The sequence below is a fragment of the Shewanella sairae genome, from assembly GCF_023283535.1.
Classification (GTDB): Bacteria; Pseudomonadota; Gammaproteobacteria; order Enterobacterales; family Shewanellaceae; genus Shewanella; species Shewanella sairae.
The window spans coordinates 97,577-109,913 of the sequence record NZ_JAKILT010000015.1 but is presented as its reverse complement, the minus strand read 5'-3'; the positions used below and the strand labels follow the sequence as shown (position 1 = coordinate 109,913).

Below are 12,337 nucleotides of genomic sequence, written 5' to 3'. Positions count from 1 at the left end.
AGATTTATGCGACATTAGCTCAGTTGGTAGAGCGATACCTTGCCAAGGTATAGGTCATCGGTTCGAACCCGATATGTCGCTCCAATTTAAAGCTTATGGGAATACCAAGTCCGGTAAGTAAAAAGTTTTATGCGACATTAGCTCAGTTGGTAGAGCGATACCTTGCCAAGGTATAGGTCATCGGTTCGAACCCGATATGTCGCTCCAAATTTAAAAGATTGTGCGACATTAGCTCAGTTGACTCTTAGTTTAGAGCAAAAGGGCGATACCTTACCAAGGTATAAGTCATCGGTTATTTGTTTCGAACCCGATATGTCGCTCCAATTTAAACTTATTGGAATACCAAGTCCGGTAAGTAAAAAGATTACGCGATAATAGTTCAGTTGCTAAAGGTGAAACGATACCCTTGGTTAATGATTACAACTAGAAGTGTAGTGAAAAGTTTTATGCGACATTAGCTCAGTTGGTAGAGCGATACCTTGCCAAGGTATAGGTCATCGGTTCGAACCCGATATGTCGCTCCAATCTTCCTCTGCACATACTCAGATATCTCAAATCAAACCTGAATAAAACCAAAATATTTATGCGGCACTAGCTCAGTTGCGCTCGTAGAAATGTTGATACCTTTTTTTTGCCAAGGTATAGCCCTATTTTTTATAAGCAGTCGGTTCGAACCCACTCTTGCTTAAATCAAAAACTCGCTCCAATCTTCCTCTGCACATACTCAAATATCTCAAATCAAACCTGAATAAAACCAAAATATTTATGCAGCATTAGCTCGGTTGCGCTCGTAGAAATGTTGATACCTTTTTTTTGCCAAGGTATAGCCCTATTTTTTATAAGCAGTCGGTTCGAACCCAGTCTTGTTTAAATCAAAAACTCGCTCCAATCTTCCTCTGCACATACTCAAATATCTCAAATCAAACCTGAATCCTGAATAAAACCAAAATATTTATGCGACATTAGCCCAGTTGTGCTCGCAGAAAATGTTGATACCTTTTTTTGCCAAGGTATATCCCTATTTTTTATAAGCAGCCAGTTCGAAGCCATTCTTGCTTAAATCTCTTTTGTTCAAACTAAAAGCTCGCTTCAATCTTTCTATTGTCTATAGGGCTCTAGCTCTGCTGCGCCTGTCAAACATGTTGATATTTTTCCTGGCTGAAAAAAGCTACGGCTCGAATCTTATTTGGTCATGATCAAGTCCCTAGCGTGTTTTTATCTTGTGATCAATGTGGCTTTTCTTTAACAAACGCTAAACTAAACTGCTCTACTAGGGCTAAAACTTGATGCTGCTCAAATTTATCGATGCTTTTTCATACCATAATCATTAGCGAGTATTATTTCAGCAGCCTATTCGAATAGGCTACTTAGGGAGTGATAGATGCGAATTCAACAATTGAGTGAACTTTTAGACTATGTTGTGTCATGCCGCATAGAAATGGCAAAGCTATATGGACGACTGCATGCTCAAGCTGACTCTTCTAGAGTTAAGTTAATGTTGGAGTACTTCCAACAACATGAACGAGAAGCAGCAGATAAGTTAGAAAACTATATTGATGACGCACCAAAAAGAGTTTTAGATACTTGGTATAAAGACATTGTATTTGAAGATTTTATCGCGAGATGCCAAAAACTGAATCTACCTGGAAATATGACTGAGGAAGATGTTCTTGAGCAGCATTTGGAGCTAGATAACCTGTTAATTGATCTCATCGAGAAAACGGCTGGTTCTTCCGCAACGACAGAAACCAAAGGTGCTTTAGAAGATCTTGTCAGAGTAAAAAGAATTCAGCAGCAGCGTTTAGTGCATAGCAGCATACGTATGGATGATATTTAAACTGAGCGATGACGTTGTTTTAGTTTCACTAAAGGCACCTCTGGGTGCTTTTTTGTCATAAATAGCAGACTAAATTAACTGAGTTTGACAGGGTTAGCTTTCATTTGTAGTTAAGTTGGAGTTTGTACACTTTTAAAGTAATAGCAACCAGCGAGTGAAGGAACAAAAATATGATTGAGCATAGCTTAGTGTCGATGCCTTTATTTACTGCTGAGCAAATAAGATCTGCGGAAATAAACGCGGTTAAAAGCGGCGGGATCAGTTTATCTCAACTTGTAGATCAAGCGGCTGAAGCTGCTTTTTTATTGTTTAAGCAAAAACAACAAACTGCGACAAAGGTTTTAGTGCTTGCTGGGCACGGTAATAATGCTGCGGATGCCTTCATTACTGCGACGTTATTATTGGAAGCTGGGATTGATGTTTTACTGCAAGCATCTTCTGCAAGCAAACCTAGTGAAGAACTGGTATGGGCTATCAATAGTTTCCAACAGGCTGGCGGGTTAATTAGCCAATTTGATGAAAATGCCATTGAGCAAGCCGAATTGATTATTGATGGCTTACTCGGGACCGGTATTCGAGGTGAACTAAGCTCAGAGCTTGTTGGTATCATTAATGCTATCAACCGCAGTCAAGCCTGGATACTCAGTTTAGATTTACCATCAGGAATCAATCCTAATACAGGTAGCTTTGCTCAAGTTGCCGTAAAAGCTGATGTAACTTTAACTTTCGGCGGAATAAAACAAGGGTTGCTAACCAGTCGAGCACGTCATTACTGTGGAGAATTATCTGTTGCAAGCCTAGGCCTTAATGAGTTTCTTCCCGAGACTAATACCCAAAAAATGTGCCGCAATACCTTAAAAGGTGTGTTTTCGCCACGAAAGCGAGATGCTCATAAGGGACACAACGGTAAAGTTTCAATCATAGGTGGTGATTACGGTATGGCGGGAGCTGTGCGACTTGCCGCTGAAGGTTGTTTAAAAAGCGGTGCAGGCTTAGTTACCGTGATTTCTAGACCTGATCATCAATTTATTGTCAGTGCAACGCGGCCAGAGTTGATGTTTTGGGGCTGTGAACTGGTCGATATGGAGGTGTATCTAAAATTAGGCTGGGCGTCCGTTTTGGTTATCGGTCCAGGATTAGGAACAAATGACTGGGGTTATAATTTATTAAAAGCGGTTGAGCTTACTGATAAGCCTTGTGTTATTGATGCCGACGGGCTTAATTTGCTGAAATCGATGCCGATAAGTCGTAGTAATTACGTTCTTACTCCCCATCCTGGAGAGGCTGCAAGATTACTCGGGATCTCGGTTGGCGAAGTTGAACAAGATAGGTTTAAGGCTGCTAAAGATCTGCACAGAAAGTACGGTGGTGTCATCGTATTAAAGGGGGCGGGTACGATAATTGTTAATGATGAAAAGTGCATCGTTGCTCCTGTTGGAAACCCTGGTTTAGCAAGTGGTGGTTGTGGAGATGTGCTGGCAGGCATTATTGGTGGGTTAATCGCGCAAGGCATTTCCAATATGGATGCAGCTTGTTTAGGTGTCATAATTCATGGTGAAGCGGCAGATCTCGCAGCTCAATCAGGTGAGCGAGGTATGTTGGCCAGTGATTTAATGCCGTACATTCGTCAGTTAGTTAATGAAATCTAGTTTAGAAAGCTAGGTGATTAGGTTAAAGTAATGCATTCTATCGGCAATTTTATTAAGGCGCCTTTCGACTCGGAATGAATACGCAATCAATGATACTAAATTTAGAAAACGAACAAGATACAGTCGTTTTGGGTACTAAGCTGGCAAGCTTGATTACTCCCCCGCTAACCATTTATTTAAGTGGTGATCTTGGTGCTGGAAAAACCACCTTTAGCCGCGGGCTGATTCAAAGCCTTGGTCATCAAGGTGCAGTGAAAAGTCCGACTTATACATTAGTTGAACCTTACGAGCTAGATGGGATCGACGTGTATCACTTTGACTTGTATCGTTTGTATGATCCCGAAGAACTCGAGTTTATGGGGATCCGCGATTACTTTACTGAGCGAAGCCTTTGCATCGTAGAGTGGCCAGACCGTGGCCATGGTTTATTGCCTTCTGCTGATATACATATCCATATTAAATATGTTAATACTGGACGAGAAGTTGAGCTAAAAGCACTTTCTTCTGCAGGTGAAAACATATTGGTGGCTTTAAACGATAATGACAATAAACAGTAATATTTTTAGACTTTTTCTATTTTTTATCATATCGAGTTTTTCATTTTTTGCGCACAGTTCGAATAAACTCGACAGCGTAAGGATTTGGGCTGCGCCGGAATCAACACGTATCGTGTTTGATTTAAGCAAATCACCTGATTACAGCTATTTCACTTTGACTAACCCCTCTCGTTTAGTTGTCGATTTAAAGCAGTCGACGAATAAAGTCGATTTAAATAAGATAAAAAATAACAGCAAGTTGGTAAAAAAAGTTCGTAAAAGTACTCCTCCGAAAAAGGGCACTTTACGAATAGTCATTGATTTGGCTAAGCCTGTTAAAGCCAATTTGTTTGCATTGCCAGCAACAGCGCCATATGGCAACCGTTTAGTTGTGGATCTTGATGGCGCTAGCACGTCAGCTAAAAAGCCGGCAGTGACTAAGCCGAAAACGACCACTAAATTACGAGATGTTGTTATAGCAATTGATGCGGGTCATGGTGGCGAAGACCCGGGTTCTATCGGCCCTACAGGGATTTATGAGAAAAAACTTGTTCTAGAGATCTCAAAGAAAGTTGCTAACAAAATCAACGCCACTCCGGGTATGCGGGCGGTAATGACACGTACTGGTGATTACTTTGTAAACTTAAATAAGCGCTCTGATATAGCGCGTAATAGTAAGGCTGACTTATTAATCTCAATTCATGCAGACGCATTTACCTCGCCACAGCCTCAAGGCGCTTCAGTTTGGGTGCTATCGATGCGACGGGCAAACAGTGAGATTGGTCGTTGGCTAGAGCAAAAAGAGAAACACTCAGAATTGCTTGGTGGTGCAGGCGAAATCATTCAAAATACTGATAATGAACAGTACCTTGCAATGACACTTCTTGATATGTCAATGGATCGCTCCATGGCTATTAGCCACAATATTGCGGGTGATGTGTTATCTAATTTAGGTCGAGTAACTAAGCTGCATAAACATAAGCCCGAATCTGCCAGTTTTGCTGTGCTTAAATCGCCGGATATACCTTCAATTTTGGTCGAAACAGGTTTTATTTCAAACCCTCGGGAAGAGCGTTTATTGTCGCAACGCGATCATCAAAATAACGTTGCCAACGCCATCCATAAAGGCGTGCTAAAGTATTTTGAAGCTAACCCACCCGTTAACTCCTTATTAGCGAGTAAGAGCAGTGTGGAGCACAAGGTACGTAGCGGTGAATCTTTATCGGTTATCGCTCAGCGTTACCAAATTTCAGTAACTCGTTTGAAAAAGGCGAATAATCTCAAGTCTAATAGTATTCGTATTGGTCAAAAGCTGATTATTCCAAGAGCTTAGGTTGTAAAAGAGTACCCCATGGCGATAGAAAAGTTACCTCCTCAATTAGCAAACCAGATCGCGGCCGGAGAAGTGGTCGAACGGCCTGCTTCTGTGATTAAAGAGCTGGTTGAAAATAGTCTGGATGCAGGGGCTACGCGTGTTGATATTGAGATTGAGAAGGGTGGCGCAAAAGTTATCCGTATTCGCGATAATGGCTCAGGTATTCCAAAAGAAGATTTGAGCCTAGCACTCTCAAGGCACGCGACTTCTAAACTCAAATCCCTTGATGATTTGGAAGCGATATTAAGTTTTGGCTTTCGTGGCGAAGCACTTGCTAGTATTAGCTCGGTTTCAAGGTTAACGCTAACCTCACGCACAGCGGAGCAAACCGAGGCATGGCAGGCTCAGGCTGAAGGTACTGAAATGGCGGTTAAAGTGTTACCGGCTGCTCATCCGGTAGGCTCAACGGTTGAAGCGGTCGATCTGTTTTTTAATACGCCTGCGCGTCGCCGGTTTTTAAAAAGTGATAAGACCGAGTTTACTCATATTGATGAGTGGCTTAAGCGTATTGCCGTGGCGAGAAGGGATATTCATTTTACCCTTAAGCACAATGATAAAACAGTACGTAACTATCGTCCGGCCAACACGGAAATTCAATACATTCAACGATTAGGGCAAATTTGCGGTAAAGCATTTGCTGAAACCTGCCTGCGTATTGAATGTGAGCATAACGATCTAAAGCTTAGTGGTTATTTGCAGTCACCGAGTGCTGCAAATGGTTACAGTGAAACTCAATATTTTTATGTAAATGGTCGCTTAGTAAAAGATAGATTGGTTAATCACGCTGTGCGACAAGCTTTTGCGCAATATGCTGAAGGCGTGTCGCCAGGCTATGTATTAATGCTGGATCTCGATCCGCATCAGGTCGATGTCAATGTTCACCCAGCCAAACATGAAGTACGTTTTCATCAAAGCCGTTATGTACATGATTTTATTTTGCAGGCATTACAATCGGCAATGTCTCAATCGCTATCGGAAAATTATGACTCTCCTAACACTCAGGTGGACAGCAGCCAGCCTGCACCGCTTCGTGGTGCGGTAAAGACTAATCCATACGAGGATACAACCAGAGTAAGTGCAGATTCGAGTGTGCGCGATAGCCAATCTGTAACCAGCACTAGAGGTTATGCCCCTGACAGCCAAAGCTTTCGTGCTCCGCTAAAGAGTAACGCATCCAATAGTGAGGCAAGTCGTCCGTCGCAAAGTAGTATTCGTGCTTATGGAGAGTTACTTAGCACTGATAATTCAGGTGCTCATGCTACAAGAGTAGCTAATTATGAGCAAAATGCCCCGACTAACCATGCTCCTAGCGTTGAGTTAGTTAACGGGCAGGCAGGTTTAACTTCAGCTCATCAACATGTAGCACAGATGCCTGCAGTTATTGGTGGTGAATACTGGCTGCTAGCTAAAGAGAATAAAATATCGTTACTCAGCATCGCATTAGTTGCTCAGGCAGCTCTAAAGGCTGAAATTGGCGCTAAACTATGTCAAGGATTAGTCGGCCAACCGTTATTAATGCCCGTTGCTGTTGCGATGGATGACGATTGGGCTGTAGTGCTTGAAGAGCGAGAACAATTACTTAGAAAGTTAGGAATTGAGTTATCTATTCGGTTAGGGCAGTTGATTATTAAGAAAGTGCCCCCATATCTAAGGGATAGCCAATTAGCAACTTTAGTTCCAGAGCTATTGCAGTGGATTAGATTAGATCAACCCAGTGACGAAGCCCTAGTTAAGTGGCTTGCAGAACAAGCGGCTAATCGATTTACCTCTGCTAACCAAGCATGGTTTGCCCTCAATACGTTGCCAGCTAATGTGCAGCAAGAGCTTTATAATCAATCTCAAGAGTTACCTTGGGAACAATGGATGAAAGAAAATCAGAGTGACCGATAAAACATCACAGAAAGTGATTACCCTAATGGGGCCAACAGCCTCGGGGAAAACCGCATTAGCTATTGAGCTTGTTAAGCAGTACGACTGTGAGATTATCTCTGTGGATTCAGCATTGATCTACAAAGATATGGATATTGGTACCGCTAAGCCTGATGCTGCAGAGCAAGCAGCGGCTCCTCACTTACTGATCGATATTATTGATCCGGCGCAAAGCTATTCTGCGGCGGATTTTAGACGTGATGCATTAGCCCAAATAGAAGATATTTTAAGCCGTGGTAAAACCCCACTGCTTGTTGGCGGCACTATGATGTATTTCAAGGCATTACTTGAAGGATTATCACCGCTACCTGGGGCAGATGAAGCGATTAGAGAACAAATTGCTGCCGAGGCTGAAGCTCAAGGCTGGCAAGCTTTACATGACCAACTACGAGAAATCGACCCTGTTTCTGCAGAACGCATTCACCCTAATGATCCACAGCGGTTAGCTAGAGCATTGGAAGTGTTTAGGATTAGCGGTCAGTCATTAACTGAACTGACTAAAACTAAATCCGACGCATTTCCTTACCAAGCTGTGCAATTTGCGATTGCGCCGAGTGATAGAAAGGTGTTACATAAGGCTATAGAAACTCGATTTAAAACCATGCTAACACAAGGGTTTACTAGCGAGGTTGAACGTTTAAAGGCTCGAGATGACTTGCATTTAGACCTGCCGTCTATGCGTTGTGTAGGTTATCGTCAATGTTGGCAGTATCTAGATGGTGAAATTGACTATGATACTATGGTCGAAAAAGCTATTGTTGCTACTAGGCAATTAGCAAAACGTCAATTAACATGGTTACGTGGCTGGCCTGATTTAATCTGGCTAGAAAGCGGGGCCGAAAGTAATCTTGCTACAGTAATGCGACATAGTCGCTAGCTTATTAGCTGTAGCTGTATAATACTAAAACCAAAGATAAAAGTTTTAGCGCATTAGAATAACTATTAATTTTAATTAAAAAGGAAATTAGACAATGGCAAAGGGGCAATCTTTACAAGACCCGTTTTTGAACGCATTGCGTCGTGAGCGCGTTCCAGTATCTATTTATCTTGTTAACGGCATTAAGTTACAAGGACAAGTTGAGTCTTTTGATCAATTCGTTATTTTGCTTAAAAACACCGTGAGCCAAATGGTTTACAAGCACGCTATTTCAACAGTGGTGCCTTCACGTCCATTTAACGTGAGTAACCACCAAGCGACAAATGCTCAAGCTGGCTATAACGCACAGCATGACGATGGCGACGAGAAGTAACTTGCGCCTAAGGAGATTGCTTTTTGTTTGATCGTTATGAGGCGGGAGAGAAAGCGGTACTTGTCCATATCGACTTTACTGATGAAAACAACCGAGAAGACTTAGATGAATTAAAGCTTCTAGTTGACTCGGCTGGCGCTCAGTCTATTGGAGTGATCTCGGCAAGTCGTCGTTCACCTGATCGCAAGTTTTTTGTCGGTTCGGGTAAGGCTGAAGAATTGGCTGCGATGGTTGCGGCTACTGATGCCAATGTAGTGATTTTCAATCACGCATTAAGTCCAGCTCAGGAACGAAACCTTGAGCAGTTGTGTGAGTGCAGAGTACTCGACAGAACAACTCTGATTTTAGATATCTTCGCTCAAAGAGCGCGGACATTTGAAGGTAAGTTACAGGTGGAGCTAGCGCAATTGCGCCACATGTCAACGCGCTTAATCAGAGGCTGGACGCATTTAGAACGCCAAAAGGGTGGTATTGGTCTGCGAGGACCTGGTGAAACTCAGTTAGAGACTGATAGGCGCCTACTAAGGGGCCGCATCAGCACCATTAACCGCCGTTTAGCAAAAGTTGATAAGCAGCGTGATCAGAGTCGTAGAGCCCGTCAGCGCAGTGAGATGTCTACCGTGTCTTTAGTTGGTTATACTAACGCTGGTAAATCAACACTGTTCAACGGCTTAACTACATCAGACGTTTACGCAGCAGATCAGCTTTTTGCAACATTGGATCCAACGTTACGTAAGCTAGATTTACCTGATGGTGATGTGATTTTAGCGGATACCGTCGGATTTATTAGGCACTTGCCCCATGATTTAGTTGCTGCATTTAAAGCAACGCTGCAAGAGACACGGCAGGCAGACTTACTCTTGCATGTCGTCGATAGTGCAGATGAAAAAATGGCTGATAACTTTGAGCAAGTTCAAAAGGTGCTTAAAGAGATCGATGCCATAGACATTCCACAGTTGATCGTTTGCAATAAGATCGATCTATTGGATGAGGTGAACCCACGTATCGACTACGATGACGAGGGAACACCGATTAGAGTCTGGGTTTCTGCTCAGCAGCAAAAAGGCTTGGAATTAGTTGAGGAAGCGATTAACCAAATTGTTGGTAAAGCAATCCAAGAACTAACCTTGCAAATCCCAGCTTCGGCAGGGCATTATCTCGGCCAGTTTTATAAACTGGATGTAATACAGCAGAAAGCGTATGACGATCTGGGGAACTGTATGATCTCTGTTCGCTTATTGGATGCCGATTGGCGCCGATTAGTAAAACAGAGCCAAGGTGAAATAGAGACTTTTGTCGTCGACCCAGTCGTCGCATAATTAAGTATTTTAGTAATCTCGTTTATTTCATACACTTATGGAGTACTAAATGGCTTGGAACGAGCCCGGTAACAAGGGTCAAGACCCTTGGGGAAATGGCAATAAAGGTGGTAATGATAAAGGACCACCAGATTTAGATGAAGTTTTTCGTAACCTTTCAAAGCGCTTCGGCGGCAAAGGCAATGGTTCTGGTGGCAGCGTCAGCGGTGCTAGTTTAATCATCGTTTTGGTCATTGCTGTAGTTGTATGGGGTCTTTCTGGATTCTATACAGTTAAAGAAGCAGAGAAAGGTGTAGAGCTTCGCTTTGGTGAATACGTGGGTGAAGTTGATCCAGGTCTTCAATGGAAAGCGACCTTCATTGATGAAGTTACGCCAGTTAACGTACAGACTGTTCGCTCGATTCCAGCTTCAGGCAGTATGCTAACAGCCGATGAGAACGTGGTTTTAGTTCAGCTTGACGTTCAGTATCGCGTAAGTAACGCAAAAAATTACCTGTATAGCGTTGTTGATGCGGATGCCAGCTTGCGTGAAGCAACTGACAGTGCGCTTCGTTACGTTATTGGTCACAACACTATGGATGATATTTTGACTACTGGTCGAGATAAAATTCGTCGTGACACCTGGGATGAAATTGAACGCATTATCAAGCCATATAAGCTAGGTATTACCGTTGTAGACGTTAACTTCTTGCCTGCTCGTCCGCCAGAAGAGGTAAAAGACGCCTTTGATGACGCGATTGCTGCACAAGAGGATGAGCAGCGTTTCATTCGTGAAGCTGAAGCATACTCACGTCAGTTAGAGCCTCAGGTTCGTGGTACTGTTGAGCGTATGGATCAACAAGCAATTGCTTATAGGCAGAGAGTTACTCTTGAAGCGAAAGGTAAAGTAGCTCGTTTTGAACAACTACTACCTGAATATCAAGCCGCCCCTGAAGTGACTCGCGAGCGTATGTATTTCGATACGATGCAAGAAGTGCTAAGTGGTACTAGCAAAGTACTTATTGATGCTAAGAATAATGGCAACTTGATGTATCTTCCTTTAGATAAGTTGATGCAAAATAGCCAAGCTAATCATTCTGCAAGCACTAAGACCAAACCGGCAACACCTGTTATGTCAGTTAATAGTACAACTCATAATAACAGCAGCATGCCACTTGATGGACGTCCATCACGTGGTGAACGCTCGTTGGGGAGGAACTAAGAGATGGGTAGATTTACAGCGATAATCGTAGCAATACTTATTGCAATCTCTTTGTCTTCACTGCTTGTAGTGAATGAAGGTGAGCGCGCTATTGTGTCTCGATTTGGTAAAGTCCTTAAGGATGACGGCGTAACGCGCGTTTATGCTCCAGGTCTTCACTTAAAGATCCCTATGCTTGATAAAATCAAGTTTATGGATTCAAGAGTGCAAACACTTGACGGTGCAGCGGACCGTTTTGTTACCTCTGAAAAGAAAGATTTGATGGTTGATTCATACGTTAAGTGGCGTATTAAAGACTTTGAACGTTACTACCTTTCTACCAATGGCGGTATTAAGGCTAACGCAGAGACTTTGCTACAACGTAAGATTAACAACGATCTTCGTACCGAGTTTGGTCGTCGTACGATTAAAGAAATCGTTTCTGGTAGCCGTGATGAGCTGCAATCTGATGCGCTTAAAAATGCAGCAGAAAGTGCTCAAGATTTAGGTGTTGAAGTGGTTGATGTGCGAGTTAAGCAAATTAACTTGCCAGCAAACGTCAGTACCAGTATTTACCAACGTATGCGTGCAGAACGTCAAGCTGTGGCTAAAGAGCACCGCGCTCAAGGTCAAGAGCAAGCCGAAATTATTCGCGCTAAGACAGATGCAAGCGTTACCATTCAAACAGCAGAAGCAGAGCGTAAAGCTTTGACTACTCGAGGTGAAGGTGATGCAGAGGCTGCTAAGATTTATGCTGATGCATACACTAAAGACCCAGAGTTCTTTAGCTTTATGCGAAGCCTAGATGCTTATAAAGCAAGTTTCTCTGGCGAAAATGACGTTATGGTACTTGAGCCTAACAGCGAGTTCTTTAGATATATGAACAGCTCTACAGGTAAATAAACTCAGTAGCGATTTATAAAAAGGTCTAACGTCTGTTAGGCCTTTTTTTGTGCCCATTTATCGATTGTTATCACCTAACTATAATTCCTACCTATTAAGTCAACTATTAGCTTCTAGCTAATAAAAAACCAATAAAACGTGCTAAGTTGCTAATTTAGTAGACAATGAATGATGGTTTTTGAATATTCTGCTAATAAAAATTAGCGTTTTTGTTGGTTCAGGTGCGGTCTTTTTATGCAGAAATGGCACTAAAAGTAACATAGTTAACTAAGTTGAGTGTTTTAACTATGATCTGGTTCTAATTTTTGGCTATAATGAGCCGCGCTTCAAGTTTAGAATTCGATTTTAGTTCGGATCAG

Annotated in this window: 10 protein-coding genes and 4 tRNA genes; all 14 read left to right on the top strand. The window is 42.5% G+C overall.

Annotated features, from left to right (window positions below; genetic code table 11):
• The first annotated feature begins 8 nt into the window (after positions 1–8).
• The 14 genes from L2748_RS08815 (at position 9) to hflC (ending at position 11,978) form a co-directional block, all read left to right on the top strand.
• Positions 9–84, top strand: a tRNA-Gly gene (locus tag L2748_RS08815).
• Positions 85–131: 47 nt separating this feature from the next.
• Positions 132–207 (top strand) — tRNA-Gly (locus L2748_RS08810).
• A gap of 15 nt (positions 208–222) precedes the next feature.
• Positions 223–323: transfer RNA gene (locus tag L2748_RS08805), tRNA-Gly, on the top strand.
• A gap of 125 nt (positions 324–448) precedes the next feature.
• Positions 449–524, top strand: a tRNA-Gly gene (locus tag L2748_RS08800).
• Between the two features lie 857 nt (positions 525–1,381).
• Entirely contained in the window at positions 1,382–1,837 is a 456-nt protein-coding gene (locus L2748_RS08795; protein WP_220779085.1) for a ferritin family protein, read from the top strand.
• 170 nt (positions 1,838–2,007) lie between these two features.
• Positions 2,008–3,486: an NAD(P)H-hydrate dehydratase gene (locus L2748_RS08790; RefSeq protein WP_220779086.1), complete on the top strand. Its 1,479-nt coding sequence runs from the start codon at positions 2,008–2,010 to the stop codon at positions 3,484–3,486.
• Between the two features lie 74 nt (positions 3,487–3,560).
• On the top strand, positions 3,561–4,043 hold the full coding sequence (gene tsaE, locus L2748_RS08785) for a tRNA (adenosine(37)-N6)-threonylcarbamoyltransferase complex ATPase subunit type 1 TsaE (RefSeq protein WP_248957683.1): 483 nt from the start codon (positions 3,561–3,563) through the stop codon (positions 4,041–4,043).
• Positions 4,027–5,355: an N-acetylmuramoyl-L-alanine amidase gene (locus tag L2748_RS08780; RefSeq protein ID WP_220779865.1), complete on the top strand. Its 1,329-nt coding sequence runs from the start codon at positions 4,027–4,029 to the stop codon at positions 5,353–5,355. The genes tsaE and L2748_RS08780 overlap by 17 nt, the downstream gene beginning before the upstream one ends.
• Before the next feature lie 18 nt (positions 5,356–5,373).
• Entirely contained in the window at positions 5,374–7,287 is a 1,914-nt protein-coding gene (mutL, locus tag L2748_RS08775) for a DNA mismatch repair endonuclease MutL (protein ID WP_220779867.1), read from the top strand.
• Entirely contained in the window at positions 7,277–8,203 is a 927-nt protein-coding gene (miaA, locus tag L2748_RS08770; protein ID WP_276516274.1) for a tRNA (adenosine(37)-N6)-dimethylallyltransferase MiaA, read from the top strand. Before mutL ends, miaA begins: the two co-directional genes overlap by 11 nt.
• Positions 8,204–8,297: 94 nt before the next feature.
• Complete coding sequence (gene hfq / locus L2748_RS08765; RefSeq protein WP_012156738.1) at positions 8,298–8,576, top strand: RNA chaperone Hfq; 279 nt, start codon at positions 8,298–8,300, stop codon at positions 8,574–8,576.
• A gap of 23 nt (positions 8,577–8,599) precedes the next feature.
• Positions 8,600–9,895 (top strand): ribosome rescue GTPase HflX, encoded by a 1,296-nt coding sequence (gene hflX, locus L2748_RS08760; protein ID WP_220779876.1) that lies wholly within the window; start codon positions 8,600–8,602, stop codon positions 9,893–9,895.
• Between the two features lie 49 nt (positions 9,896–9,944).
• On the top strand, positions 9,945–11,096 hold the full coding sequence (gene hflK, locus L2748_RS08755) for an FtsH protease activity modulator HflK (protein WP_220779882.1): 1,152 nt from the start codon (positions 9,945–9,947) through the stop codon (positions 11,094–11,096).
• A 3-nt stretch (positions 11,097–11,099) separates the two neighbouring features.
• Entirely contained in the window at positions 11,100–11,978 is an 879-nt protein-coding gene (hflC, locus tag L2748_RS08750; RefSeq protein ID WP_220779884.1) for a protease modulator HflC, read from the top strand.
• Positions 11,979–12,337: the final 359 nt, after the last annotated feature.

What these genes read in the sequence shown, in the direction of transcription:
- tsaE (WP_248957683.1), top strand. Translation starts at nt 3,561, where the DNA reads ATGAATACGCAATCAATGATACTAAATTTAGAAAACGAACAAGATACA.
- L2748_RS08790 (WP_220779086.1), top strand. Translation starts at nt 2,008, where the DNA reads ATGATTGAGCATAGCTTAGTGTCGATGCCTTTATTTACTGCTGAGCAA.
- hfq (WP_012156738.1), top strand. Translation starts at nt 8,298, where the DNA reads ATGGCAAAGGGGCAATCTTTACAAGACCCGTTTTTGAACGCATTGCGT.
- L2748_RS08795 (WP_220779085.1), top strand. Translation starts at nt 1,382, where the DNA reads ATGCGAATTCAACAATTGAGTGAACTTTTAGACTATGTTGTGTCATGC.
- mutL (WP_220779867.1), top strand. Translation starts at nt 5,374, where the DNA reads ATGGCGATAGAAAAGTTACCTCCTCAATTAGCAAACCAGATCGCGGCC.
- L2748_RS08780 (WP_220779865.1), top strand. Translation starts at nt 4,027, where the DNA reads ATGACAATAAACAGTAATATTTTTAGACTTTTTCTATTTTTTATCATA.
- hflC (WP_220779884.1), top strand. Translation starts at nt 11,100, where the DNA reads ATGGGTAGATTTACAGCGATAATCGTAGCAATACTTATTGCAATCTCT.
- hflK (WP_220779882.1), top strand. Translation starts at nt 9,945, where the DNA reads ATGGCTTGGAACGAGCCCGGTAACAAGGGTCAAGACCCTTGGGGAAAT.